Origin of the sequence: Acidovorax sp. (genome assembly GCF_046341535.1) — a bacterium.
Taxonomy (GTDB): Bacteria; Pseudomonadota; Gammaproteobacteria; order Burkholderiales; family Burkholderiaceae_C; genus Acidovorax.
Genome location: NZ_JBKDRI010000123.1, coordinates 21,657 through 47,936 on the forward strand (window position 1 = coordinate 21,657; position 26,280 = coordinate 47,936).

Genomic DNA, 26,280 nt, shown 5'->3' on the forward strand with positions numbered 1-26,280 from the left:
AAAAGCCAAACCACACCGCCATGAATATGACCGAAACATGCCATGCCGCGCCCTATGTCCAGCGGCGTCAAAACGGCTTTACCTTGATCGAACTGCTGGTCGTGCTGGTCATCCTGACATTGCTTGCCGGGCTGGTGGGCCCCAGGGTGCTCGACCAGCTTGGCGGTGCCAAGTCCAAGACCGCGCGGGTTCAGATTTCTGAAATCGAACAAAGCCTGGACCTGTTCAAGCTGGACGTCGGGCGTTACCCCAACGACGCCGAAGGTCTGCGCGGCCTGGTCGAGCGGCCAGCCACTGCCCAGGGGTGGATGGGCCCTTACCTGAAAAAAGGCTTGCCGACCGATCCGTGGGGCGCTGCCTATTTGTACAAGAGCCAGGGCCGCAATGGTGGACCCGACGTGTTTTCGCTGGGGGCCGATGGCAAACCCGGTGGGGACGGCGAAAACGCCGATGTCTATAACTGATGCGCATCGTGCGCATCGTGCGTATCGATGTGTCCGTCGGGTGATGCCCATCGCATGATGCGGCTGTCTCGCGCCAGGTGCGTGCGCGGCCCTGCGGTCGGCTTCACCCTGCTGGAACTCCTGGTGGTGCTGGCCGTGGCAGCGGTTGCTACGGCGTTTGCAGGTTTGGGGGGGCAGTCCTATCTGGAGCGCTCGCGCTACCACCAGACGGTGCGCGATATTGCCGGTCAACTGCGCCAGGCACGCGCCCTGAGCGTCCAGGAGGGGCGCCCCGTCCCCGTGGTGTACGACCCGCAAACCCGCAGGCTGATGGTCGGTGAGCAGATGTCGCTCGACATACCCGATTCGCTCACGGTTCAATGGGACGTGGCCCAGCGCAACCCCGCAGCGCCGCCCTCAGCGAGCGCTCCCATTTTTGTTTTCAATGCGGATGGCGGGGCGCGGGGCGGTCGGCTGGTGGTGTCGCGGGGTGCCAAGGGTGCCGAGTTTCGGGTGAACTGGCTCCTGGGAACCGTCGAGCAAATTGCAGTGGCGTCCGAGTCATGACCGCCATGGCATCCGCTGGGCGCGCGTGGTGTCGGTTTCGGCAACGATGCAGCAAGCGCTGGCCTGCACGGGCTCGGCGGCAGTCCGGATTCAGCCTGCTGGAGGCGCTGGTGGCGATGTCCATCGCATCCATTGCGCTGGCCAGCCTCTACCGGACGGTCGGCCAAAGCTCTAAGGTGGCGATGGACGTCGAGTCGCGCATCGAGGCCGCCTTGGTGGCCCGCTCTGCATTGGCGGGCAGCACCTTCGCAGAAGATGCGCAGAGTCAGCCCCAGGGCGTGGCGGGTGACTGGCAGTGGCGCCTGGTCCTGCAGCCCGAAGAAATTGCCCTGAGTGCCGGGGATGGGCGTGCGGTGGCGGGCAAGCCATTGCGCGCTGCCCGGGTCACCGTCGAGGTGGCCCGCGTCGTGGATGGCTCCGTGGTGCTGACCTGGTCCACATGGAAACCCTATCGGGCGGGTTCATGAGCCGCGCTTCAATACGAGACGAGCGCGGCTTTACCCTGCTGGAACTGCTCATTGCGCTGGCCGTGACCGCCGCCGTGGTGGCCCTCATGTTTGCCGGTTTTGGCGCGATGGGGCGGTCGGAAGAGCGCAACCAGCGCGTCATGGAGCGCTCCGAGCGCATGCTCGTGGTCAGCCAGTGGCTGGGGCGCAAGTTCGACGCATTGCGGCTTCTCAGTCGGCGTGATGGGGCGGTATTCGTCAGCTTTTTCAGTGGTAACGCTGCGGGCGCCATCTGGGTCGCGCCGCTTCCTGAGCGCGGCGACGCGGGCGGGCTCCACGTCTTTCGCGCCACGCCGTTGCGCCAGGATTCCGGGCGCATCGATCTCTCGATCGAGGCTGTTCCCTATCAGGGCGCGCTGATGGCGCTGGACTGGAGCGCTGCGGTGCGCGAGACACTGTTGCCCGATGTACGCACGCTGCAATGGCATTACCAGGACGGCCAGACCGGGCAATGGACGCAGCAGTGGGATGGCTCCAGAGGCAGATATCCGTCGCGGGTGCGGGTCGAGATTGCCGATGAGCGCGGGCCCTGGCCTCCCTTGGTCTTTTCGCTGGCGAGGGCCCGCTGATGACGCTGCGCGCCAACGCCCCTGTCTCCCGGCGCAACATGAGCGGAGCCGCCCTGATCATGGTGCTGTGGCTCGTTGCCGCCTTGTCGCTGGTCGCGGCCGCCGGGGCGCGGGGCGCGCGCCAGCAGACGCAACGCACGGCGCTGGACCTTGAACGCCTGCGCGCCGAGTCCATGCTGGACGGTGCAGTCCAGCTGGTCGCGCAGCGGCTGAACGCCGAAAAGGGCCAGCCGCTGGGCTACCGGGTGCAGCGCATGACCTTGGGTCAAAGCGAAGTGTGGGTCGAAATCACGCCATCGTCCGGCCTGGTGGATGTCAACGTGGCCAGCGAGGGGCTTTTGCAGACCCTGTTCCAGCGCGCCGGGCGGATGTCGGCGGGAGAGGCCGCCATCCTGAATTCGCGCGTGCAGGATTTCATCGATCCAGACGACACCCCCAGTGGGGTCGGGGGCGCCGAGGCCGCGCAGTACCGTGCCGCCGGATGGCCCTCCCTGCCGCGCAATGCGGCTCTGGAAGACCGCTCCGAACTCATGTCGGTGCTCGGAATGACACCGGAGCTGTATGCGATAATCGCGCCCCATTTGGGGATCAACGGGCAGCAGCGCATCGAGGTGGATTCTGCGCCTCCCGCGCTGATCGACGTCTTGACGGGTCAGCCGGGTCTGGGTGCTCGCCTGCAAAGCTCTCCACCGGAAATGCGTGCCAGTGTGCTTCTGTCCGGAGCCGCTGCCGAGTATTTTTCGCCATCCCGGTCATCAGGCTCGCCAACGTTGCGTTTGCGGGCCTTTGTGCGAACGGAGGGCGATCGCTGGTGGCTGCGCGAAGTCTGGATGGACCTCAGCGAGCGCCCGGATTCGCTGACGCCCTGGACAACGCTTTCCATCGAGCCAACACGCCGCTTTCAAAAGCCGGAACAGGAATTCAACCCATGACAGTTTGGAAGCAGCTGGCTGTTCGCTTGCAAGCTACGCTTGATCGGCTTCGATGGGGCTTGGGCGACCTCCGGCGCGTGTTGTCCGAACGCGGCTTTTGGCCTGCCAACTCCAGCATGGTCATCGCCGCCGACGGACAGCGATGGCGCGTGACCGGCCAGCGCCTGCGCAAGCAGGCAGGCCAACGCAAAGCCGTGGGCGTGCTGGTTCCCGAGTCCGAGTGCCTGTGGGGAACGGTAGAGCTCCCGTCCATGCCCGCGAAAGCGCTGGGCGGTGCGGTACAGGAGGCCCTCTGGCGTGTTTCGCCGTTGCCGCCAGACCAAATCCTCTCGGCCTGGCGCGTTGAGCCAGCGCCGGGCGATGGATGGACCGTTCAGTGGGCAATGTGCCGACGCAACGCCTCTGAGCGCATGATTGCCCAGCATGGCCTGCGCGACGGCGCGGCCGTGTTTCTGCCAAGGCAGGGGCAGGCATTGGCGGTCCGGGGCCGGGCGTGGCAATCGGCCGTGAAGCGCCAGCGCTGGTTGGATGCAGCCGGCCTGACGCTGCTCGCGGTGGTGCTGATCGCGTTGTCGCTGCCTGCGTTGATGCCGCTGGTGCTCAAGCGCCAGGCCGTGGTGCGGGCGGTGCAGCATGTGAACCTGCTGGTTCCGCAAGCCGCCCCGCTGCGCCAGAACATGGACGATCTGCGGCGTCAGGCAGACATCGCGCAAGACCTGCGCAAGAGCGTCGCCCTCGACCTCCCCCTGGCCAGCGTGGTCGATGGTCTGTCGGCTGCCCTGCCCGGCGATACCTGGCTCGATCGCATCGAGATCAGCGGCAACGAAATCCGCATCACCGGCCTCACATCCAATGCGACCGATCTCATTGCGCACCTCAGTCGTCAGCCGGGGTTTGCGGAGGTGCGCGCCACGGCTGCCAACGTGCGCGACGGCACCTTGAGCAAGGAGCGCTTTGCCTTCGAGATGCGCTGGCGCAGCGAGGGGGCCAAACCATGAATAAAAACACCTGGTTGCGCAAGTCTGTAATCGTTTTATTGCTATTATTTTTGATTGTTCTGGCAGGCGCTGCGGTCACCTACCGCATGCTCTGGGTGCGCTACGAAAAAGCGCTGGGGCAACTGGAGCCGCGCAGCGAACGGCTGGAAGGGGTGGTCAATGCCGAGGCTGAAATCAAGGCGTTGCTGGATACCGCCAACACGGTGGTGACGCCCTGGCTGCACCCATCGGGCGAGGCTGCGCAAAACGACGTGCAGCAACAGCTGCGCAAGCTGATCATGGACTCCGGCAGCACCCTGGTGTCGTCGCAGGTGGCGTTGGAGCCCGCCGCTGACGGAAAGCTGGCGCGTATTCGCCTGACCGCAACGGTGACCGGCGAGTGGGTCAAGCTGGTGAATTTCATGGAAAACCTGCAGGTTCACCGCCCGCCCTTCTGGGTGCGCACGGTCAACATCACGCGCGAAGGGGGGGTGTCAGGGCCGGGGCCGCAAACCGCCCGCCTGACGGTGCAGCTGGAGGCGCCGCTGGCGCCCGAGAAAGCCACGCAATGATCAAGCCCTGGCACTTTTTACCCGTGGTGGCCGCCGGCGCCCTGGCTGCAAGTGGCTATTGGTGGCTGGCCGAAAAAGACCGATGGACCCCACCACCCCCGCGCAAACCCGATCTGCCGAAGGTCGAGCCTCTGGAGCAGCATGCGCGTGTTTTGGCCCGGCAGGCGATAGAACGCCCTGTTCTCTGGTCTTCCCGGCGACCGATTGTGGTCGAAGAGAAAAAGACCCGAACGACCAACGAGCTGATGCAGGCGCGACTGACGGCGGTCCTGGAGTCCGGGCGCGAGAGCGTGGCCATATTGCAACGGGCCGATGGCAGCATCCTCAAAGTCACCGCGCAAAGCAGTCCGTGGCGCATCGAGTCCTTCGATGGCCGCAGGGCCACGTTTGTCTCTGCGGACAATGAGCGCGTGGACCGCCCTCTGGAGTCAGGGGCTGCGGACCGTGCCCGCAGCCCCGCGGCACGCCCCTAGACGGCGGCACGCCGCTGCAGCGCACCCCATATTGTGGAGTTACACCCTATGAACATCCGGCCATCGATCCTCGTGCTAGCGCTGCTGGCTTCGGGTTGCGCCAGCAGCACCCAGGGAGGGGCTGCGTCCACCCCCGCTGCGGCGGCACCTGCGGCTGCCACCAGCGCGCCTGCCCTGCCGGCTGGCAATGCCGTTCCAGCGCCCAAAGCCGAGGCGGTCAAACCACCCGAAACCCGGCCTGCCGCAGGAACCAAGCTGTTCCCCGGCGACGACAAGCTCTTCAAGCGCGACAAGGCACCCCGGGTGGACCCCGTGCTGGCCCAGGGGGACAGGGTGTCGCTGAACTTTGAAAACGTCACGGTCGGCAACCTTGCCACCGCCTTGCTGGGCGACCTGCTCAAGCTCAACTACACGATCGACGCGGGCGGCGACACCGTGGTCAGTCTGCACACCCGTCAGCCGCTGCTGCGCAGCCAGGTGCTGGATGTGCTGGATGCCGTGCTGCTGCCGCACGATCTGGCCATCGTTCGCGACAACGCCGGGGTCTACCACGTCACCAAGCGCACCGTCACGCTGGGGGCGCGCCCGGTGCTGGGGGCGGCCAACTTCAAGGACCTGTCCGGCTCGGGCACCGTCATCGTGCCGCTGAACCATATCGCCGCCGCCGAGATGGCCAAGATCCTGGCGCCCATTGCACCGCGCGAGGCGATCGTCTATGTGGACAGCACCCGCAACCTGCTGGTGCTGCAGGGCAGCAAGGCCCAACTGGGCGGCTGGCTGGAGATGGTCGAGTCATTTGATGTTGACTTCCTTTCCGGCATGTCCCTGGGCGTGTTCGTGCTGGAAAACGCCAATGTGAACGTGGTGCGCGACGCGATGCAGGCCCTGCTGGGGGCTGCCGACGCGCCGGCCGGGGCTGCTACGCCGGCCCCCACCGCCGCAGGCCGTGGCGGGCAAGGCGGTGCGGCAACCGGCGCTGGCGCTGGCGCAGCGTCGGCCGCCACATCTCAGCCCACCGGCCCTCTCGGAGGGCTGATCCGCGTGTTCCCGGTCGAGCGCCTCAATGCGCTGGTGGTGGTCACCCCCCGGGCCCATCTGCTCACGCAGGTCGAAACATGGGTGCGGCGGCTGGACCGCCCGACCGATTCGCTGGAAGCAAGCCTGTTTGTGTACCCGGTACAAAACGGGTCTGCCCTGCAGCTGGCCGAAATGCTCAACGGCCTATTCGGCGGCGCCTCTGAACAAGGAAGGCCAGGGGTGGCGGCGGGATCAGCGCCCACGCAGTTCAGCCAGGCTGCCAGCAGCACCGGCGGTTTCGGTTCCACCCCGTTGGCCGGTGGCACTGCCAACCGCGTGGGCACAGGCGCGGCTGGCAGCACCAACCCCGGCATGTTCGGTAGCGGCGGTCTGCAGTCCTCGGCGGGCGCCAACCGGACCTCACCCAACAATGCATCCCTCACATCCACCAGCCAGCTCGACGGGAACGTGCGCGTGGTGGCCGACGAAAAGCGCAATGCCCTGCTCATTCGCGCGCCGCGCACCGAATACCGCCGCATCGAACAGGCGCTGAGAGAGCTTGACAAGGCGCCCTCCCAGGTGCTGATCGAGGCCAGCATCGTCGAAGTCAGCCTCACCGGTAACCTGCAATACGGTGTGGAATGGTTTGTGCAAAACAACCTTTCGCGGGGGCGCGACGGGCAGGCGCTGCTCAACTTCAATCAGACCGGCGACATCGGCCCCAAGCAACCCGGTTTCTCCTACACCATATTGAACAAGGCGGGCGTGGTGCGCGCCACGCTCAACGCCCTGGCAGAAAACTCCCAGGTGCGCCTGCTGTCCAGCCCGTCTGTGATGGTGCTCAACAACCACAACGCCACCATCCAGGTCGGCCAGCAGCAGCCCATCAAGAGCTCGACCTCGGTCACCACCGGCAACCTGGTCACGGAATCCATCATCTACAAGGACACGGGCGTGATGCTGTCGGTCACCCCATCGGTGAACGCAGGCGGGCTGATCACCCTGGATATCTCGCAGCAGGTCACCGATGTGGGTGATCTGGACACCGCCACCGGCCAGCGCGCCTTCCTGACCCGCCAGATCCAGACACGGGTGGCTGTGCGCTCGGGTGAGCCCATTGTGCTGGGCGGCCTCATCCGCGAAAACGACACCACCGGCCGCAACGGCGTGCCCCTGCTATCCTCAATTCCGGTGGTGGGCGCATTGTTTGGCAACCACACCAACAACAACAACCGCACCGAGTTGCTGGTACTGATGACGCCGCGGGCGCTGGAAGACGACGACGCGCTGCGAAGCGCCAGCGCCGAGATGCGCCAGCGCATGCGCGCCATGTCAGCTCAGTCGTTTCCCATGCTAGAGCGCGACCTGACCGCGCCTGAACCTTCCCGCTGAACTTTCCGCTAATTTATAGAGTCGGTTTGCTGGGTCTATTAGTGTTTTCTAGGAGAGATACATGAAAAAAAATGCGTTTGAACGTCGTCGTGTGCTGGGGCTCCTGGCTGCGCCAGTGGCGGTTTCGCTGGTGGCTGCCTTGTCGGCTTGTGCAAGCGGGCCCTCACCGGCCAGAGACCGGGCTGTGCTGCTGCAACGGGCCCAGGAGTTTTGGAAATCCGTACAGGACAACGACCCCGTCACATCCTGGAAGTACGAGGAACTGTCCAAGAAACCAGGGTGGACCTTGCAGGCCTACCTCAAGCGCGAAGGCATCGTTTACGACGCGGTGGAGGTGCAGGATGTCCTTTCGCTCGAAGGCGACAAAGCCCTCGTCAACGTGAAGATAAAATATTCGGTGCCTATCTTGCGGATGAACAATCAGGAAGTGGTTTTGAAGGACGAATGGGTCCGGATTGAGGGCGTGTGGTACCACGCCGACCGCAAGAACATCCTGTAAGGCCACCACGACGTCGAGCTTCGTTGTGTTACCGCAACAAAACAGAGGCTAAAAAAATGAAAGTGGTGCAAGGATTGAAAACCCCGTGTTCACGGGCTAAGATACCAGCAGCCCAAACGGTTTGACGGATGGGTTGCACAGCCCGCAAGGGTGGGAAGCTTCCTTCTTTTTTCTAAGGATATTTAAGATGAAAAAATTTGCTCTGGCAGCCGTTGCGGCAGCTGCGCTGTCGGCTGGTGTGGCTCAGGCTTATACCGTCGGTACTTTCTCTAACGGCCTGGTGGTTCCTAACGTGATCCACAACGGCGCTGCCAGCACCACCGCTATCGGTCTGGTGAACCAGTCTGGCCGTACCATCCCCGTTTTCTGGACCTGGTTCGACCAAGAGTCCAACCACGGCGTGGACGGCTGCTTTGCAATGACCAACAAGCAGTACACCGGCGTGAACTGGTCTGCTGTGTCTGGTGTTGGCATGGAAGGCAAACGCGGCTACATGGTGTTCGCTGTGGGTACTGGCGGTACGACCGCTACGGCTGCTAACGCTTGTAATGTTGCCAACGCTGTTCTGGCAGACCAAACGTCCGCAGCAACCTCCGGCCAGCTGGCTGGTAACGCGTTCTTTGTGGACATCGCCAGCAAGAGCGTGGCCTTCACGCCTGTGATCGACGGCCCTCTGACGCTGACCACCACTGGTGCGGCCAACCTGACCACCTTGGGCGCTGATAGCCTGGTCAAAGTGGCTGGCGGCGCTGATGTAGCTGCCACGACCCAAGTGTCCATGCGTTATTTTATCGACGGCACCGTGAATTCGGGTAACGACACCCGTATCGCCGTGTGGTCGACGGGTAACCAAAAGGGTACCCACACCGTCAACATCTATGACAACGCTCAAAACCGTCAGTCGGTGAACTTCCCGCTGGCTGAAAGCGAACTGTCGTGGTTCGACCCAGAAACCATCGCTGGCCGCCCAGCTGCGTTCCTGGACGGTATCATCGAGTGGAACCCAGGCGTGCTTCCATCGGGTGCTCCAACGTCCGGTGCCTTGGCCACCCTCGCAAACGGCTCCGTGGTGTCTTTCTCCACCATCATCGCTCCTAGCTTTGGTGCTGTTCAAACGCTGCTGGGCGCACACCGCCTGGCCAACGCAAACTAAGTACTTGATGGCGCGGCTCGCCGCGCCGCTAAGGCTTAGACGGGGTTGTGTTGTGCAACCTGCAAAACAAATAGCGCCCTCGGGCGCTATTTGTTTTGGTGGGTTCAAAGTAGGACATTGATGATGATTCTGGGACGTTCTTTGCGAATCGCGGCAGCTGTGCTTGCACCGCTGATGTTGCTTGCCTGTCAAACCGCGCCTGTTCCTGGGCTGGCCACGGCAGGCGGTGCTGCGCCCGCCAGCAGCGAAACTGCCGTGAAGCCGATTGCGCGCACCGGCATGGATGTAGACATGGCGTGGGGCGGGCAAATGCGCTGCACGGCTGCGGGGTGCCGACTGGTGGCGGTAGAGCACGAAAAGAGCACGCTGGTGCTTTATGAGGTGCAGGGCCGCCAGGCCCGCCTGCTGGACCGCCAGCCTTTGGCCTACCACCCGGATAGCGCCATCTGGATCGCCGACGATCTGGTCGTGGCCGCCGTAGAGAACAGCTTCAGCCTGGATGTGTTCCGCGTGGTGCAAGGGCGCTTGCAACTGCTAAGGCAAATTCCCATTGGTATCTCGCCCCGAGATGTGGTGCTGGTGGAGGCCTCGCAAGGGCGCTTCCGCATGCTGGCAACCCCCTATTCGGGCAAGGAAGTCGTGTGGGTTGACTTTATGCCGGACCAGCCAGAAAGCGCCACCACCGTGACGCGCGTCCAATGGTGCGAGGCACCCTGGCACCCCGTGCGCGTGCAGCGCGCTCCCGGTGCGCCCGCAGGGGGGATGGTGGCCGCCTGCCTTGATGAACAGCGTGTGGCCATAGCCCCTTCTGACAAGCTGCTGGAGCCTGCCCGCAACCTCTTGACCGTGCCCGTGCCCATCCGCGTGATCCCGCGCCACACTCGGCCCTCCCCCTCCGGGCGCTGGCTCTACGTGGCCGTGGAGACGGGTGGCCGCAACTTGCGCATGAACATGGACAGCGGGGAACTCCAGTGGATCGCCGCACCCCAAGAGGTTGGTACCGTGAGTGTTCTGCCGTTGAGCGATGACCTGGTGATTTGGGGCATGGACTCGCGCATGTTCATGCAGCGCCTTGGTGACCAGGGCGATGTGCTCGAAACGCGCTGGCTCCCACTCGACGGTTTTGCGACAGCGCTACAGTTGATCGACGCTGATGCGGACGGTGTGCAGGACCTCGTGGCTTACCACTCGGCGGTGCTGCCAAAGAAAATGGGCATCGAAATACTCTACGGCCCCCTGTGGGAACAGGCGCGGCCCTTCAAGCAATAGACAGGACGAAAAACGATGTGGATGAAGAAAATGAATTGGATGGTTGGCACGCTGCTGGTTACGGCAATGGGATGCGCCTGGGCCCAGCCGGCTCCCGGAGCAACTCCTTTGGCGCGACTGGCCAATGGCGAGCTAATCACCGAGCAGGATTTGTCGGACTACTTGGGCACGCGTCTTGACCTTCGGCAAAATGCGCGCAACGCGTGGGGCGTGGAAGGTGTTGTGCAAGAGATGGCGATGACCCGAACCCTGGTGCTCGATGCCGAGCGTGTGGGCTTGCCGCGACGAACCGGCGAGGGCGCTCTGAAGCGTTTTGACGATGTCTATGCATTGGCGGCATACAAAAAGCTGGCTCCCGCCTGCGAACTGCCAGCCAATGAGCAAGAGGCACGCAAGTACTTCGACGCGAATCCCCAGGCGTTTGAACTGCCCGCACAGGCCCGCGTGGAGCGCATCATCTTGCCTGCAGCCACGCAGATCGGCGGGGGGTCGGCCATGGCCTGGCTTCAGGATCAGGCCCAATCCGTCATCCAGGGGAAACGCCCGTTTGGCATCATCGCCTTGCGAGCCAAGAACGAGTATTCGCTAGACGCGCAGGGAGATCTTGGTTGGATCACGCTCGAAGGCGATCACATGATCATGCGCGCACTGAAGACGGTCAAAGCGGGCGAGCTGCTCGGCCCGGTGCAGGATGATGATTTTGTGTATCTTTTTGCGGTGGTGCAAAAGCGCGAACCCCGCCAGTTGACCTGGGATGAGGCCAAATCCTTTGCCGCCACCCGTGCGGTCAGCCACTGCCGGGATGAAGCCAAAAACCAGGTACGGACCGATTTGTTCAAGCGATACGGCGTGGAGATTGATCGTGCGTCCATTCGCGCGATGGTGGCCAAGGCCAACAGCGCGGCGCTGGGCAAGGCTGAAAGTCAGCCTGGAGGGCAGGGGGCGAAGTAGCAGCAGCGCTGGCCGGGCCATGGGTGCGCGCAGGCGACTTTGTTAGACTCCCGGGTTGGCCTTTTCCCGGACTTGCTTTTGCATCGCATGGCTGATATTCGAGCGTCTGTATTAATACCAGTCAAAAATGGCGGTCCACTTCTGGGCCAGGTGCTTGAAGCAGTACTGGCCCAGCAGGCACCTTGGCCTTTTGAGGTGATTGTGGTGGATTCGGGCTCGTCCGACGGGTCCGTCGAACTCGCCCGACGTTACGGCGTGCGCGTCGAGGTCATCGCGCCAGCCGACTTTGGACACGGGCGCACCCGTAACCAGCTGGCCTCGATGGCCGCCGGGGAGTTTCTGGTATTCATCACGCAAGATGCGCGCCCCGCCAGCCCGCAGTGGCTGGCCAACATGGTGCGTGGCTGCGATGCAGGGCCTGACGTGGCGGGCGCGTTTGGCCCGCACCGCGCGCATCCTGAGGCGCGGCACGTCACGCATTGCGAACTGAACCAGCATTTCGCCGGTTTTGGAAGCGCCCTGGCAGTGGTGCGGCTGGACGACACGGCCCGCTTCGCCACCGATACCGGCTACCGGCAATGGCTGCATTTTTTCTCCAGCAACAATGCCTGCATCCGTCGCTCGGTGTGGCAAAAGCTTCCTTTGCCTGAAGTGGCCTTTGCTGAAGACCAAACCTGGGCCTTGCGGGCCATCGAGGCCGGATATGCCAAAGCGTTCGTCCCGGATGCCGTGGTGTACCACTCGCACGACTTCGGGGTGTGGGAAACCCTGCAACGCAATTTTGACGAAGCCCGGTCGTTCCATCTGTATTTCGGATACCGCATCCAGGCCAGCCTGATCGGGGCGTTGAAGTCAGCCGCCCATCTGGCCCGGCGCGACCTGGGCTGGCTGCGCAGCGGTGGGCTGCGGGGCTGGCGTTTGTTCAAGAACGCCGGGTACATGGCCTGCATTGAACTTGCCCGCGTTCTGGGGCAATACCTGGGTACCTGCCATGACCGTCTGCCCACTTGGTTGCTGGGCTCAGTATCGCGCGATGAAAAACTGCAGCGCGTCGGGACTGCGTGACCATGGCCTTGAGCATTAGAAAGAAAGTCTGGCGCGTCAGCGAAATCATTCGCAAGGAAGGGGTGATTCCCGCCATGCGTGCCGTAGTGCGCCGGTTGCGAATGGGGCCAGCGCGGTACGTCGATGTGTTTCGTCACTACGGCTTTGCTTTGCCGCATGTGCTTCCAGCTCTACCGGGGGCAGTGCGCGAAGGCACGCTGCTCTGGTTCATACCCGATTTCAACGTAGGTTCGGGCGGGCACCTGAACATCTTTCGCACTATCTGGCATCTTGAGCAGATGGGGTACACCTCAACGATCGTGATCGGCAACCCTGTGATGCATCAGGACGCCGAGCAAGCGCGCGATGAAATCTGCCAGCATTTCTTCCCGTTGCAGGCCGAGGTGCTGTTGGGGCTGGATGCCCTGCCGCCCTGCGAATTTGCATTGGCCACCGGCTGGGACACTGCGTATTCCGTGCGCGCCTTCACCGGTGCGCGGTATAGGCTGTATTTTGTGCAGGACTACGAGCCCCATTTTTACCCCGTGGGGTCCGAGTCGGTGCTGGCAGAAAACACCTACCGCTTCGGATTCTTTGGCATCACGGCGGGCGGCTGGCTGGCTCAAAAGCTGGCGCATGAATACGGCATGACCACCCATGCCGTGGGGTTCGGCGTCGAGCTGGAGCGTTATCGACGTCTTCCACGCCGCGAGCCTGAGATCCGACGCGTGTTCTTCTACGCCCGGCCTCCGACGCCGCGCCGCGCTTTTGAAATCGGCCTGCTCGTGCTCAATGCCGTATGGGAGCGCCTGCCTGATGTGCAGTTCGTGCTTGCGGGCTGGGACACCGCTGGCTATCACATTCCGTTTCCACACCTCGGATGCGGCACGTTGGCGCTTGACGACTTGCCTGATCTCTACAGCCAGTGCGATGCGGCCCTGGTGTTGTCGCTCACCAATGCGTCGCTGCTGCCCCTGGAACTGATGGCCAGTGGATGCGCCGTGGTTTCCAATCGCGGCCCCAACGTGGAATGGTTGCTCAACGACGACGTCGTGACCCTGGCGGAGTCATCGCCGGAGGCGCTTGCCGAAGCGGTGTGCGCCTTGCTGCAGGACAACGAACGACGCCGTCTCATCAGCCAGAAGGCCGAAGGATTCGCACGGGCCCAGACCTGGGACACCGTAGCCCGGGACTTTGAAGCAGGTCTCTTGCGCGCCCGCGCGCAGGCACTGCGGGGCGTGGCCTGATGCGGTGCGCGATTCTCGGGGGCTCCGGGTTTTTGGGGCGCCATATCGGCCGTTCGCTGGCGGCAAGCGGCATGGAAGTCTGGTCCATCGACCGGATGCTCTCAGCGCCAGGCACCGCGCCCTGGCTGGCGGGCCAAGTGCATGCCGACTGCTTTGACCTCGCTTCGTGGTGGGACGAAATGGGTGGAGCGGAGGTGGTGGTGCACCTGGCCTCATCGACGGTTCCCGCCACGGCGAGCGAGGATCCGGTCGAGGATGCACAAACCAACCTGGTCGGCACGCTGCGGCTGGTGCAGTCGCTGCGCCAACGACAGGCACGCCCGCGCTTCCTCTTCGCGTCGTCTGGCGGTGCGGTGTACGGACGCCCGAACACCGTGCCGCTGAGCGAAGACCATTCCACCCTGCCCATGGGTGCGTACGGCGCGACCAAGCTCGCCATTGAGCACCATTTGCGTATCGCAGAGGCCCAGTTCGGACTGCCTTGCCGCATCCTGCGCCTGAGCAATCCTTACGGCGAATGGCAGCAACCCCATGGCGTGCAGGGCGTGATCGCGGTATTCGCGCACCGGGCACTCAATGGGTTGCCGGTGGATGTGTGGGGCGATGGGTCTGTGGTGCGCGATTTCGTGTACGCGGCCGATGTGGGCAGTGCCTTTGTGGCCGCAGCGCGCCATGATGGCCGGGCGCGCACCTTCAACATTGGCGGGGGTGTCGGACACAGCGTCAACGACATCATCCAAACGCTTGAAAAGCTGCTCGGCAAGCGCGTGGAGCGACGGGCCCATCCCGCCCGCCCCTTTGATCCGCCTGTCAATGTTCTCGATATCCGGCTGGCGCAGCAAGAGCTGCGCTGGATGCCGCAAATGAACTTTGAAGAGGGCGTGGCCATGTCGGTGCAGTGGCTGCGGACGGCTCCATGACCGTTGCGAAACCCCCCTCGACCGCTGTGTCTTCGGCGGCCCCCAGAACGGCGCGGCAGTTGTGGGTCTTGTGGCGGTACTGGCTGGTCCGGGAGTTCAAGACCCGTTACGCTGGATCGGTGCTGGGTTTTGCCTGGGCATTTGTGCAGCCACTGGCATCGCTGGCGATTTTTTATGTGCTGTTTGGGTTGGTGCTGGCTGTACGGGTGCCGGGCCTGGATGTGAACAACGGCTACCTGCTGCACTTGCTGGCCGGGTTGGCAGTGTGGCTTCCGTTTACCGATGCGGTCGGTCGCGGCGTTGGATCGCTGGCGGCCTATGAAGACTTCTTGCGCAAACAACCCATGCCAGCGGAGATCCTTCCCGCCGTATCGGTCGGCGGAAGCCTCCTGGTGCTCGCCATCGGGTATGCGCTCTTGCTGGTGCTGTCCGTCAGCGAGGGTTTGGGGCTGCACGCTTCGCTCGCGTGGTTGCCGCTGCTCGTGCTGGCCCAGATTGCACTGACCTACGGACTCACGCTGTTATTGAGCATGGCGCACTTTCTGTGGCGCGATGTGGGCTCCATGGTGGCCTTTGGGCTGCAGTTGTGGTTCTATCTCACCCCCATCGTGTACCCCCTGTCGCAGGTGCCCGAGAAATTCCACAGCTGGTTTCTTTTCAACCCCCTGGCTTGCCTGGTGTTGATGGTTCAGGCGACCGTGTTGCACATGCCGGTACCCCCGGGGACGCCTTTCGCGCTGATGGCGTGGGTAGTGCTGCTGGCGGGCGGGGGCTGGTGGTTCTTCCGCTCCATGAAACCCGCTTTGGGCGAGGCGCTGTAATCATGGCCATCCGCTTTGAAGGGATCGAAAAGACCTACATGGTGTATGCCCGCCCGCAAGACAGGCTGTGGGAGTGGGTGACGCGTTCGCAGCGGCACCGCGTCCATGTAGCCCTCACCGGCGTGGATTTCGACGTCAAGGCGGGCGAAACGTTTGGGCTCATTGGGGAAAACGGCGCAGGCAAGAGCACGCTGCTCAAGATCGCTGCAGGCACCATCCGACCCACACACGGAAAGGTTACCCAGGAGGGGCGCGTGGCGGCGCTGCTGGAGTTGGGCGCGGGCTTTCACCCGGAGGAATCAGGCTATGACAACATTCGTTTCATGGCCGCCTTGCATGGCCTGGAGTGCGAGCCCATGGAGGAATTCATCCTCCATGCCGCTTCGTTTTCGGAACTGACGCAGGAAACCCTCGAGCGACCGGTCAAGACCTATTCCTCGGGCATGTTCATGCGGCTGGCCTTTGCAGCCGCCACCGCGATCGATCCGGACGTTCTGATCGTGGATGAGGCGCTCTCGGTCGGGGATCTGCATTTCCAGAAAAAAAGCCTTAATCGCATTCTGGAGCTTCGCGAGCGGGGTGCCACGGTGCTGTTTTGCTCGCATAACCTGTATCAGGTGCGCAGTCTTTGCCAGCGTGCGGCGTGGATACACGGTGGGCGCATTCAGGCCATCGGCGCGACTGAAGATGTGGTGACGGCCTATGAGTCGCACGAACGGCGCCGGTATGCCCACTTGCGGGTGGAGCCTGCAGAGTCCATCGGCAAGGAGCCCGAGGCGCAGCCATCGTCCCAGGTATCGGGCGCGCCCCTGGTGAAAATCGGCGGGCTCACGATTGAGACCGGCGATGGCATCAACCCGGCACAGGTCGATTCATTCCAGGATCTGTCGGTTGAGATCGTGATCGAGTCGTATGCCGACGCGCCTTTTCATGTGCTGTTCGCGATTGTCCGTCCAGACAAAGACAACGTCTTCGGAACCAGCACCCAATTTCGTGCCGATGGAAAGCCCCTGCAGGGAACCGGCACGCACCGGATTCGCATGCGGTTCCCACGACTTGCCTTGCTTTCCGGCGAATACCTTTGGAGCCTGTATGTGCTGGACGATTCTGGCATCCAGGTCTTGGACATGGCCGAACTCATTCAGCCGTTCACGGTGCTCAACCAGAGGCACCGCGAGTTCGGGGTCACCTGGCTTGAGCATGAATGGGTGCTGGTGGAATGACGCTTGCGTTGTCGCGGAACCGGTTGTTCCCGCTCATGGCGCGGCTGCCCACGGCATTACCTTGGAGGCTTGCCGGGTACATCGGCCGTGAGTCTGCGGTCGAGCGGCAGCCGGTGCTGCGTTGGCTGGAGGCCCTGTTTGCCCGGGCCTTTCCTGGCCGGTCGGCAGATCAATACGCCCAGTGGGCCAGAGCCCACCTGGCAATGCTGGCGCAGGAAATGGTCGATGCCATGGCCTTCGACCGGCTGGGGCGCTTTGGAGGGCCGCGGGTGGAGCTGCGCGGGGGTGACCTGGGACAAAAGCTCATCGGCAGCGGCCAGGGTTTCATCCTCGTGCTCAACCACTATGACCGGCTCTTGACAGCGCCGGTAGCGCTGGCTCGCGCAGGCGTTGCGACCAACGTCCTGACCATGCCCGTGTTGGACAACCCCGAGCTTTCAGCACCGCAGCGCGATTTCCTGCTGCGAAAAATCCACGGGTATACACGCGCGACTGGGGGAAAATGGCATACGACCGCTGATGGTCTGAGAGCGGTACACGAAAGCCTGAAAGCGGGGCAGGGCTGGGTGATTTTGGCGGATGCGTGGCGGCCCGAGTTCGGACGCCTGCGCGCGCATCCCTTTCTGGGGGGGTATCTGCACTTGCCCACAGGCATCGAGCGACTTGCACAATCCACCGGCGTGCCCATGCTGCAGGCTGTCACGTATTCCCGCAACCCGGGTCATTTGGAGGTGGTTGTTGAGCCGCTACCGCAAAACCCCCGCGACGCCATTGATATGGTGGTGCAGACGCTCGAGAGGGATGTTGTACAACGCCCTTGGGCCTGGTGGCAGTGGGGTTTGTGGGATCAGATGTGGACGCGTGAAGAAAAGCCGGAGGGGAATCCATGACCAACGTCGAGCGCTACAACTACGCCTTCGATCCTGAGGGGGATGCATGGGCTGCCAGGTTGCTGCGCCGTGTGCCGCTGGACTGCACGTCCATCTTGGAACTGGGGCCTGGCCCTGGGGCGATGACCCGTGTTCTCCTGGCCCGAGGTCATCGTGTAACCGTGGTGGAGAATGACCCCGAGGCGCTCAAGGTACTGCGCACGCTGGGGGCGGAGGTGATCGAGGGAAACCTGGATGGTACGGACTGGCTTGACGCCATCGCCGGTCGGCGATTTGACGCGGTGCTGGCATGCGATCTGCTGGAACACCTTCGAAATCCGGAGGATTTATTGAGGCGACTGGGTGCGTTTCTCAATCCGATGGGCCGACTTGTGATCTCCGTGCCCAATATTGCCTACGCCGGCGTTGTGGCGGCGATGCGGCACGGAATCTTTGACTATTCTGAAAAAGGGCAACTGGACAGCACCCATATCCGGTTCTTCACCCGGCGAAGCATCGAGAAAACCCTCCTGGAGGGCAGCTGGTCGCCCAGAGCCTGGGAGGCCAATCGAGTGCCTGTCGAGCACAGTGAATTCGCCTGGTATTGGAGCGCCTTGTCGGGGGATCTTCGCCAGGCGCTGTTGGCGGGCTGGCAGGATTTTGATGTCTATCAATGGATGGTCGTCGTGACGCCGACCGTGGATGTTTCGGCCTGGGAGGTTCGCGATTTGCGCAATGCCGCAGAAATGCTTCAAAGCGACTTTCAGGCGCTGACCGTGCTGCATCAGACCGAGCGCGCGTCGTTGCTGGAGCATCAAAAGGCTTTCTCTGAAGCCAAGGACATCATTGGCAGGTTGCAGTCAGAAATCCGTGAGTTACGCGCGGAAAATGATGTCGTTCGCAGCCAAAAGAGTGCCATCGAAGCCGACCTGGCCCTGAGGCTGCGTGAGCAGGAGGCCCATGCAGCCAGTTTCTTGCAGCGATTGCGAAGACTCTGGAGCCGTGGCTGACGCTCGGTGAGGACGGAATCAAGATGTTGCTAGGGGTACCCGACATCACGCGTTCACACGCGGGAGTAGACGTTATCGGCGCTGACTGCCGTATTGACCCTACCGTGTCGGTGATGCGATTTGGCGAGCGTGGTGGGGTGCTTCAACTGGCCGATGGTGTCAGCATCTATGCCCATACCCGGCTGGTGCTGGGTGATGTGGTTGCAGACCCTTGCGTAGGCATCCAGATTGGCGCCCGGACGATCGTTAATGTGGGCGCGTACCTGTCGGGTGAGGGCGGTCTTACCATTGGGGAGGACGTGCTCATCGGGCCCCATGCCAAGCTGCTATCGGCCGGTCATGCCATTGATGAGGGGGATGCAATCATTGCGCGAAACCGGATCACCCGCGCGAGGATCTCCATTGGAGACGGGGCCTGGATTGGTGCGGGAGCCATTGTGCTCGAGGGTGTGAACATTGGCCGGGGTGCGGTGGTTGCGGCCGGAGCCGTGGTGCGCCAGGATGTGCCGGCCGGAATGGTCGCGGCCGGGATGCCAGCGCGCCTGATCCGGTCACGGCGCGGGCAGGCATGGCCTGCCACCGGTGCTCCATCCAGAGGGCGGAGTTGGGCTCGGTCCGTTTTTAATGTCATTTGGCGGCGAGTGTGAGAGACAAGCCCATGGTTTCAGGATGCCTTGAGAAGCAATCAAAAGCAGAGGCCCGGCCGGGTGTGGGCCGGTTGCCCTGCGCCATGATCTTGTTTGCCGGGTTGTTTGTCGGGTTGTGGCCCGTTGCGCCAGCGACCGCCAAGGCAGAACAAGTCTGGCAATTCGTCGATCGCGAGGGGGTGGTGCACATGGGAAATGTCGCCCCTCCTGCGTCGCGAGGTGTAGTATGGCTGAGTCGTACTCCCCGTGTAGCGTCGGACCGGACTGTGAAGGAGGGCGCAACGCCAGCATTGCGGTATCCCGGTTTCGATGCCGCCAAACCTCATCTGGAGGCTGCGGCTCGGTCGTATTCACTGGATCCGGCGTTGGTGATTGCGGTCGCGGCTGCTGAGTCGGCGTTCAACGACAAAGCCGTGTCAAGCAAGGGCGCACTGGGGTTGATGCAGGTGATGCCAGCAACGGCTGAACGTTATGGTGTCGCGTCCAGATCGTCGGCCGCAGGGGAGCACGCTGTCATGGAGCCCAAGGTGAATGCGCAAGTTGGCAGTCGTTATTTGGCGGACCTCCTGCGGATGTTTGATGGCGACCACGAGTTGGCATTGGCAGCCTACAACGCCGGCGAGGGAGCCGTGATCCGGTATGGTCGCCAGATTCCCCCTTACCCCGAGACGCAGCAATATGTGGCGAAGGTCATGCGCATCTATCGCAGCCTGGTGAGGTGACGCTGGCATGACCCACAACCATTCGCCCCTGTCATCGACCGAAATGGACGCGCGCGAGAACTGCTTGGTGCCCGTGAAACCGGCAGGTGACGCATGATCTGGCTGTCGTTTATCGCCTTTATCGCATCAGCGCTGGCAGCGGGCTACATCGTGCGCTGGATGCGCAGTCACGCGTCCATGTACGGCGATGGAATGCCGCAGCGATTTCACCTGGGCGACATTCCGCGCCTGGGCGGTGCGGCGTTGCTGGTGGGGATTGCCTGTAGCTGGGGGCTTGGTGTCGTGCAATCCATGCGATGGGGCGACCCGGGTTCCCTCCGGTTGGGGATTTGGGTGGGAGGGTGGATGGTGGTGTTGCTGCCGTCCGTGCTCGGTGGGATTGCCGAGGATATGACACAGCGGCTATCGGTGCGATACCGATTGCTGCTCACGGGCGCTTCGGGTGTCCTTGCGGTGCTGCTGTTGAATCTGACCCTGTCGCGGACGGGCTTGCAATGGCTGGATGGTTGGCTGGCGCTGGCGCCCTGGCTCGGTGTTGCCATTGTGGTGTTGGCGGTGGCCGGATTGCCCCACGCCTTCAATATCATCGACGGGTACAACGGTTTGGCGGGTATGGTGGCCCTGATCGTATGCCTGGCACTGGCGCATGTGGCCCTTCAGGTCGGGGACCGGGCGTTGGCAGCACTGTTGGTGTCCACGGCTGCTGCAACCGCTGGTTTTCTCATTTGGAACTACCCCAGAGGCATGCTGTTTGCCGGCGATGGTGGGGCCTACATCTGGGGCGTCGTGATTGCCCTGGCGAGCATCTCGCTGGTTCAGCGCAATCCGGAGGTGTCCCCCTGGTTTCCCATGCTGCTGCTGATTTACCCGGTCTGGGAGACCGTTTTTTCGATTTACCGCAAGACCGTGCGTGGCGTGTCACCGGGCGTTGCCGATGCGCTGCACTTCCACCAACTCATCTACCGGCGCATCGTGCGTGGGGTGTTTCACGATGATGAGTCGCGCCGCGTGCTGATGCGCAATAACCGTACTTCGCCCTACCTGTGGGGCTTTACCCTGCTGACGGTTGTGCCGGCTGTGCTCTTTTGGAGCAATACCGGTTTGCTGATGGCCTTCTGCGCGCTGTTCGTCATCAGCTACGTGATGGCGTATTTCGCGATTGTTCGTTTCAAAGTACCCAACTGGTTGAGGCACTGAATGTGCCCGCGCGCAGTGCCGTCAAAGCCTGTTGGGAATGCGGCACAATTTGCGCATCCCGTTTCTTCCGTTGGCCCGCCTCCATGACCGACCTTTCTTCGATTGCTCCCCGCGACAAGGCTGAGATCCTTGCCCAGGCGCTGCCCTACATTCGCAAGTTTCACGGCAAGACCATTGTCATCAAGTACGGCGGCAACGCCATGACGGATCCGGACCTGCAGGCTGATTTTGCCGAAGACGTCGTCTTGCTCAAGCTGGTGGGCATGAACCCTGTTGTGGTCCACGGGGGGGGGCCGCAGATCGATACGGCGCTGAACCGGCTGGGCAAGAAGGGGGCGTTCATCCAGGGCATGCGCGTGACCGACGCCGAAACCATGGAAGTGGTGGAATGGGTTCTGGCGGGGGAGGTGCAGCAGGACATCGTGGGCCTGATCAATCTGGCAGGAGGCAAGGCGGTGGGCCTGACCGGACGCGATGGCGGGATGATCCGGGCGCGCAAACTCAAGATGCTGGACAACAAGGACCCCAGCCTCGAGCACGACGTAGGCCAGGTGGGCGATATCGTTTCCATCGACCCCAGCGTGGTCAAGGCACTGCAGGATGACGCGTTCATTCCGGTTGTCAGCCCGATCGGCTTTGGTGAGGCCAACGAGAGCTACAACATCAACGCCGATGTGGTGGCCAGCAAGCTGGCCGAAGTGCTCAAGGCCGAGAAGCTCATGCTTTTGACCAACACCCCCGGCGTGCTGGACAAAGCGGGCAACCTGCTGACCGACCTGACGGCCCGTCGGATCGACGAGCTGTTTCTGGATGGCACCATTTCTGGTGGCATGCTCCCCAAAATTGCCGGGGCGCTGGATGCTGCCAAGGCCGGTGTCAATGCCGTGCACATCATCGACGGCAGGGTGCCGCACGCCATGCTGCTGGAGATCCTGACGGACCAGGCCTACGGCACCATGATCCGCTCGCACTGACGGATGTCGAGTTGACCCTTCCATGTCGCCGGCCAGCGTACTGACCCCATCCAGGAACAACCGCACCCTGGGTTGCCCGCACTTCGTCTGGAGTGGTCGCGCGCGCTGCATAGCCTTGATTGACTGCAACACGTCCGATGCGGTGGTCGCTGCCCCTGTGGGCATGTTGCAGGAGGCGCGATGAGACTTTTACTCGTCGAAGATGACCTGATGTTGGCCAGCGGCATCAAGCTGGGCTTGAGCGACGCGGGCTACGCGGTGGACTGGGTGGGCAGCGGTGAGCGTGCCGAAGAGGTCTTGCGTGCCGAATCGTTTGATGCAGCCATCATCGATATCGGATTGCCAGGCATGGATGGTCTGGAGCTCACGCGCCGCCTGCGCCGGCCGCAGATGGCCAGTCCGGCGATGCCGGTGCTGATCCTCACGGCACGCGACGCGCTGCATGACCGGGTACAGGGGCTGGACCTGGGCGCCGACGATTACATGGTCAAACCGTTCGAATTGCCCGAGCTGCTGGCCCGGCTGCGTGCCTTGCTGCGAAGGTCACAGGCGGCGACTTCGGCGGTGCTGAGCTTTGGCCCGCTGGAGCTCGATACAGCCGCGCGGCGTGCCAGTATCCGAACGGCCGATGGCGAACAGGTGCTGGAGCTGGGGCCGCGCGAGTGGACGGTGCTGGAATATCTGCTCATCAACGCCCCCAAGCCTGCCAGCAAGGACAAACTGCTTCAGGCGCTGACGGGTTGGGACAAGGAAATCACGCCCAATGCCGTGGAGGTGTATGTGTCTCGTCTGCGTGGCAAGCTCGAGCCGCACGGCGTGGCGCTGCGCTCAATTCGTGGCTTTGGCTATCGCCTGGAATCGCAGGGCGGCTGACGCCCGCCGCTGCGTGGTTGCGGCTCGGATTCCATGATGGCACGATTTGAAGGCTTCCAGCGTCCGGGCCTACTGGCCATGACCTCCGACCTGCGCAATCGCCTGCTGCTGCTGCTGGTGCTCCCGTTGTGCGCGCTGGCGCTGCTTGGCGTGTGGCTGGACTACCGGTCGGCAGACGAGGCGGCAGTCCAGCACGACCAGCGGCTGGTGCGCTTGCTGCCGGCGCTGGCCGATTCGATCCTGGCGCCCGCCTTTCGTCAGGACGACTCTCCTTTGTTGCTGCTTGCGCCGCCGATTGAAGAGTTTCTGCGTCAGAACCAGGGGTTCTCCGGCTTCAGCGTGCGTGACCGCGACGGTCAGCTGCTGCTGGGAGAGGCCTGGATTCATGAGGCGGTACCGACGACGCATGCGCCGGAGTTTCACAGCGTGGAGTTTGGCGGAGTAACCTACCGCGTGGCCGTGCAGCTGGGCCGCACAGGAGCCGGCGAGCTGGTGGTGGCGCTGGCCGACGGCTCCGACCCGCGCCAGCAGTGGGCGCAGCAACTCCTGACGCGCGTGCTGTTGCCCAACCTGGTGCTGGTGGTAGCGGCAGGTCTGGCCATTCATTGGGCGGTGCGTCGGGCGTTCAAGCCACTGCTGGATCTGGCAGATGCGGTGGAGCACCGCTCGCCCCGGGATCTGAGCCCCATTGACGAAGCATCGTCGCCCACCGAGGTGCGCCCGCTGGTGCACTCGCTCAATCGCCTGTTTGCCTTGGTGAATGCGCAGGCGGAGGGGCAGCGGCGATTTGTGGCAGATGCCGCGCACCAGCTGCGCACGCCGCTGGCGGGCTTGCAGGCCCAGGTCGAAGCCTGGGCGATGATGGCAAAGGCTGCGATTCCGGCGCGCAGCCCGGCAGTCGATGCCCCCGAGGGGTTGACTTCCGAAACCGAGAAGACCCCACCCGGCTCCATCATGCTGCGCGTGGACCAGATCGAGAGGCTGCGCAACGCGACGCGACGCACGTCCCAGCTGGCCCACCAGTTGCTGGCCCTGTCCCGGGCGGATGCGCGCAGCCTCGATGCGTTGCCCCCCCAGCGCCTGGACCTCAAGGACCTGTGCGAAGCGCTGCTCGAAACGTTCCTGAACGCCGCCACGGAAAAGGGCCTGGATCTTGGGCTGGAGGTCGAGCCGGTGCATGTGAACGGGCATGGTTGGTTGGTGCGCGAAATGCTGTCCAACTTGGTGGACAACGCCATCAAGTACACGCCGTGTGGTGGTGTCGTCACCATTCGTTGTGGTACTCGCGCGGGCAGCCCTGGGCCTGCGCGGGTGTTCCTTGAAGTCGAGGACGATGGTCCGGGCGTGCCTTTGGCGGAGCGCACCCGCGTGATGCAGCGCTTTTACCGTGTACCTGGCGCCGTGGGGGAGGGTACAGGGCTGGGGCTGGCCATTGCCGACGAGATTGCGCAGGTGCATCGCGCGACGCTGACGCTGGGCGCGGGGGCCAACGAGCGCGGGCTGCGGATCACGGTCATCTTTCCCCTGTGATTGCAGCTCTGTCCCGCCGCGTCGCACCGGCGGGCCCGGGGCTGTGCGAGAATGAATTGAAGTTAGGAGCCTGTCGGACTTGGAGCGTCGAAAGCGAAAATCGACCCCAGCGAGGACAGTTTTTGCCGAATTTGCAGCCCCATAGCCGAGCTATGGGGCAAAAAGGCGGTTAAAAATGGACCGCTGCGGTCGATTTGCAGCCGACGATTTCCAAGTCCGACAGGCTCCTAGGATGGATGGTGGCCAAGCGGCCCAACCAGGGACCCCGACGCATCTCACACCCACAGCACTGCCCGCATGTCCGATACGTTGCCCAGCACCGAATCTGCCGCCGCTGCGGACGCGTCTTCGCCTGAAGACGTGCTGGCTGCGGCTCGCAAGCGGCCCAAACCTGGCGAGCGGCGCGAGCAGATTTTGCAGGCGTTGGCGTCGATGCTCGAGCAGCCGGGTGCCGAGCGCATTACCACCGCCGCGCTGGCGGCGCGCTTGTCAGTCAGTGAAGCGGCGCTCTACCGCCACTTTGCCAGCAAGGCCCAGATGTTCGAGGGGCTCATCGACTTTATTGAGCACACCGTCTTCTCGCTGGTGCAGCAGATCATCGGCCGCGACGTGCCCGACGCTGCCAATGCCCGGTCGGCACAAGAGGCTGCCCGTGAGGCCGCGCGCGTGGTGGCGTTGTTGCTTCAGTTTGGCGAACGAAACCCAGGCATGGTGCGTGTCATGGTCGGCGACGCGCTGGTGTTTGAGCACGAACGCCTGCAGCAGCGCATGAGCCAGTTTTTTGACCGCATTGAATCCACGCTGCGACAGTCCTTGCGGCGGGTCACGGCGCAGTCAGGAACGCCCACCGTGGATGCCCAGGTGGCTGCCAGTGTGCTCACATCGTTTGCGTTGGGGCGGCTTCAGCGCTACGCCCGGTCGGGCTTTCGCCGATTGCCAACCGAGCATCTCGAGGCCAGCCTCGGCCTGTTGCTGTAGCAAGTGCGTGCGTGCCGGTGCGCGCGACTTTAATGGGCCCATCCCGGTCACCCGCTGGCCACCCCGCCGCGCGCCAGATGGGGGATGCTCCCTATTTTTTGAATGGGTTTGAGCCGCGACGCGAATCTGTTGCAGAATAAAACGAACGTTCGTTTTTATTCGTGTCCATGCCTGCCAGTTCTGTATCCGTCAATCGCCGACCGCGCTCACGCAGCGCGGTAGGTCCCGCCGTGCACAAGGGGCAGCAAACCAAGGCCGCCATCGTCGATGCGGCGCTCGGTCTGGCCACGCATATCGGGCTGGAAGGATTGTCGATTGGCGCGCTGGCCGATGTGACCGGCATGAGCAAGTCGGGCGTTTTTGCCCATTTCGGCTCGCGTGAGGAGTTGCAGATTTCCGTCATCCGCGAGTACCACACCCGCTTTGAGCAGGAGGTGTTCTACCCGGCCATGTCTGCCGCGCGCGGTCTGCCACGCCTGCGCGCGCTGTTTGACAACTGGATGAAGCGCACGTCCATCGAAATTGATTCGGGCTGCATCTACATCAGCGGGGCGGTTGAATTTGACGACCGTACCGGTCCCGTGCGCGACGCGCTGGCCAGTTCGGTCATGACCTGGCATGACGCCATGCGCCGCGCCATTGAGCAGTGCCAGGAACTGGGCGAAATTCAGGCCGATGTGAACCCCGCACAGATGCTGTTCGAGATCCACGGCCTGATCCTGGCCCTGCATTACGAAGCGCGATTCCTGCGCAATACCGGTTCGCCAGAGCGCGCCGTGAACGGTTTCCAAAGCATCCTGTCGCGCTATGGCGCCCCCACGGTGGCCAGCCACAAACCAGCTGCTCGCGCGCGGGCGGCCGGGCGCAGAAAAGTTTCCGCCCCAATTACCACGTCCGAGGAGTAA

At 63.2% G+C, this 26,280-nt stretch carries 28 protein-coding genes; all 28 read left to right on the forward strand.

What is annotated here, in order from left to right; translation table 11 throughout:
* Positions 1–20 precede the first annotated feature (20 nt).
* The 28 genes from gspG to ACK543_RS08970 all read left to right on the forward strand — a co-directional run bounded on the left by gspG (position 21) and on the right by ACK543_RS08970 (position 26,280).
* Positions 21–464 carry a type II secretion system major pseudopilin GspG gene (gspG, locus tag ACK543_RS08835; RefSeq protein ID WP_409942476.1) on the forward strand — a complete coding sequence of 148 codons (444 nt, stop codon included), beginning with the start codon at positions 21–23 and terminating at the stop codon, positions 462–464.
* A gap of 54 nt (positions 465–518) precedes the next feature.
* Positions 519–1,010, forward strand: a complete 492-nt coding sequence (locus tag ACK543_RS08840) for a GspH/FimT family pseudopilin (RefSeq protein ID WP_409942477.1) — start codon at positions 519–521, stop codon at positions 1,008–1,010.
* A gap of 5 nt (positions 1,011–1,015) precedes the next feature.
* Positions 1,016–1,477, forward strand: coding sequence for a prepilin-type N-terminal cleavage/methylation domain-containing protein (locus ACK543_RS08845; RefSeq protein ID WP_409942508.1), 462 nt, complete (start codon positions 1,016–1,018; stop codon positions 1,475–1,477).
* Positions 1,450–2,085, forward strand: a complete 636-nt coding sequence (locus tag ACK543_RS08850; protein ID WP_409942478.1) for a prepilin-type N-terminal cleavage/methylation domain-containing protein — start codon at positions 1,450–1,452, stop codon at positions 2,083–2,085. Before ACK543_RS08845 ends, ACK543_RS08850 begins: the two co-directional genes overlap by 28 nt.
* A complete protein-coding gene (locus tag ACK543_RS08855; protein ID WP_409942479.1) occupies positions 2,085–3,017 on the forward strand; it encodes a general secretion pathway protein GspK in 933 nt (310 codons plus the stop codon). The genes ACK543_RS08850 and ACK543_RS08855 overlap by 1 nt, the downstream gene beginning before the upstream one ends.
* Positions 3,014–4,015, forward strand: a complete 1,002-nt coding sequence (locus tag ACK543_RS08860; protein ID WP_409942480.1) for a PilN domain-containing protein — start codon at positions 3,014–3,016, stop codon at positions 4,013–4,015. The genes ACK543_RS08855 and ACK543_RS08860 overlap by 4 nt, the downstream gene beginning before the upstream one ends.
* Positions 4,012–4,566, forward strand: coding sequence for a type II secretion system protein GspM (gspM, locus tag ACK543_RS08865; RefSeq protein WP_409942481.1), 555 nt, complete (start codon positions 4,012–4,014; stop codon positions 4,564–4,566). The genes ACK543_RS08860 and gspM overlap by 4 nt, the downstream gene beginning before the upstream one ends.
* Complete coding sequence (locus ACK543_RS08870) at positions 4,563–5,039, forward strand: hypothetical protein (protein WP_409942482.1); 477 nt, start codon at positions 4,563–4,565, stop codon at positions 5,037–5,039. The genes gspM and ACK543_RS08870 overlap by 4 nt, the downstream gene beginning before the upstream one ends.
* A gap of 48 nt (positions 5,040–5,087) precedes the next feature.
* Positions 5,088–7,448 carry a type II secretion system secretin GspD gene (gene gspD / locus ACK543_RS08875; RefSeq protein ID WP_409942483.1) on the forward strand — a complete coding sequence of 787 codons (2,361 nt, stop codon included), beginning with the start codon at positions 5,088–5,090 and terminating at the stop codon, positions 7,446–7,448.
* A gap of 61 nt (positions 7,449–7,509) precedes the next feature.
* The gene (locus ACK543_RS08880; RefSeq protein ID WP_409942484.1) at positions 7,510–7,947 is read left to right on the forward strand and encodes a hypothetical protein; all 438 of its coding nucleotides are present in this window, start codon (positions 7,510–7,512) and stop codon (positions 7,945–7,947) included.
* A gap of 187 nt (positions 7,948–8,134) precedes the next feature.
* The gene (locus tag ACK543_RS08885; RefSeq protein ID WP_409942485.1) at positions 8,135–9,100 is read left to right on the forward strand and encodes a hypothetical protein; all 966 of its coding nucleotides are present in this window, start codon (positions 8,135–8,137) and stop codon (positions 9,098–9,100) included.
* A gap of 123 nt (positions 9,101–9,223) precedes the next feature.
* The gene (locus tag ACK543_RS08890) at positions 9,224–10,369 is read left to right on the forward strand and encodes a hypothetical protein (RefSeq protein ID WP_409942486.1); all 1,146 of its coding nucleotides are present in this window, start codon (positions 9,224–9,226) and stop codon (positions 10,367–10,369) included.
* A 30-nt stretch (positions 10,370–10,399) separates the two neighbouring features.
* Entirely contained in the window at positions 10,400–11,320 is a 921-nt protein-coding gene (locus ACK543_RS08895; protein WP_409942487.1) for a peptidyl-prolyl cis-trans isomerase, read from the forward strand.
* 87 nt (positions 11,321–11,407) lie between these two features.
* A complete protein-coding gene (locus tag ACK543_RS08900) occupies positions 11,408–12,385 on the forward strand; it encodes a glycosyltransferase family 2 protein (RefSeq protein WP_409942488.1) in 978 nt (325 codons plus the stop codon).
* A gap of 2 nt (positions 12,386–12,387) precedes the next feature.
* A complete protein-coding gene (locus tag ACK543_RS08905; protein ID WP_409942489.1) occupies positions 12,388–13,611 on the forward strand; it encodes a glycosyltransferase family 4 protein in 1,224 nt (407 codons plus the stop codon).
* Positions 13,611–14,531 (forward strand): NAD-dependent epimerase/dehydratase family protein, encoded by a 921-nt coding sequence (locus ACK543_RS08910; protein WP_409942490.1) that lies wholly within the window; start codon positions 13,611–13,613, stop codon positions 14,529–14,531. The genes ACK543_RS08905 and ACK543_RS08910 overlap by 1 nt, the downstream gene beginning before the upstream one ends.
* Positions 14,528–15,352, forward strand: coding sequence for an ABC transporter permease (locus ACK543_RS08915; RefSeq protein WP_409942491.1), 825 nt, complete (start codon positions 14,528–14,530; stop codon positions 15,350–15,352). The genes ACK543_RS08910 and ACK543_RS08915 overlap by 4 nt, the downstream gene beginning before the upstream one ends.
* Before the next feature lie 2 nt (positions 15,353–15,354).
* Positions 15,355–16,575 (forward strand): ABC transporter ATP-binding protein, encoded by a 1,221-nt coding sequence (locus ACK543_RS08920; protein WP_409942492.1) that lies wholly within the window; start codon positions 15,355–15,357, stop codon positions 16,573–16,575.
* A gap of 35 nt (positions 16,576–16,610) precedes the next feature.
* Complete coding sequence (locus ACK543_RS08925) at positions 16,611–17,465, forward strand: lysophospholipid acyltransferase family protein (RefSeq protein ID WP_409942493.1); 855 nt, start codon at positions 16,611–16,613, stop codon at positions 17,463–17,465.
* The gene (locus ACK543_RS08930; RefSeq protein WP_409942494.1) at positions 17,462–18,454 is read left to right on the forward strand and encodes a class I SAM-dependent methyltransferase; all 993 of its coding nucleotides are present in this window, start codon (positions 17,462–17,464) and stop codon (positions 18,452–18,454) included. The genes ACK543_RS08925 and ACK543_RS08930 overlap by 4 nt, the downstream gene beginning before the upstream one ends.
* A 23-nt stretch (positions 18,455–18,477) precedes the next feature.
* Positions 18,478–19,101, forward strand: a complete 624-nt coding sequence (locus tag ACK543_RS08935) for an acyltransferase (RefSeq protein WP_409942495.1) — start codon at positions 18,478–18,480, stop codon at positions 19,099–19,101.
* An 83-nt stretch (positions 19,102–19,184) separates the two neighbouring features.
* Entirely contained in the window at positions 19,185–19,823 is a 639-nt protein-coding gene (locus tag ACK543_RS08940; protein WP_409942496.1) for a lytic transglycosylase domain-containing protein, read from the forward strand.
* A 93-nt stretch (positions 19,824–19,916) separates the two neighbouring features.
* A complete protein-coding gene (locus ACK543_RS08945) occupies positions 19,917–21,020 on the forward strand; it encodes a glycosyltransferase family 4 protein (protein WP_409942497.1) in 1,104 nt (367 codons plus the stop codon).
* 83 nt (positions 21,021–21,103) lie between these two features.
* Positions 21,104–21,994 (forward strand): acetylglutamate kinase, encoded by an 891-nt coding sequence (gene argB / locus ACK543_RS08950; RefSeq protein ID WP_409942498.1) that lies wholly within the window; start codon positions 21,104–21,106, stop codon positions 21,992–21,994.
* 180 nt (positions 21,995–22,174) lie between these two features.
* Positions 22,175–22,867: a response regulator transcription factor gene (locus ACK543_RS08955; RefSeq protein WP_409942499.1), complete on the forward strand. Its 693-nt coding sequence runs from the start codon at positions 22,175–22,177 to the stop codon at positions 22,865–22,867.
* Between the two features lie 78 nt (positions 22,868–22,945).
* Positions 22,946–24,397, forward strand: coding sequence for a sensor histidine kinase (locus tag ACK543_RS08960; RefSeq protein WP_409942509.1), 1,452 nt, complete (start codon positions 22,946–22,948; stop codon positions 24,395–24,397).
* Positions 24,398–24,694: 297 nt separating this feature from the next.
* Positions 24,695–25,375 carry a nucleoid occlusion factor SlmA gene (gene slmA, locus ACK543_RS08965; protein WP_409942500.1) on the forward strand — a complete coding sequence of 227 codons (681 nt, stop codon included), beginning with the start codon at positions 24,695–24,697 and terminating at the stop codon, positions 25,373–25,375.
* Positions 25,376–25,542: 167 nt separating this feature from the next.
* On the forward strand, positions 25,543–26,280 hold the full coding sequence (locus ACK543_RS08970; RefSeq protein WP_409942501.1) for a TetR/AcrR family transcriptional regulator: 738 nt from the start codon (positions 25,543–25,545) through the stop codon (positions 26,278–26,280).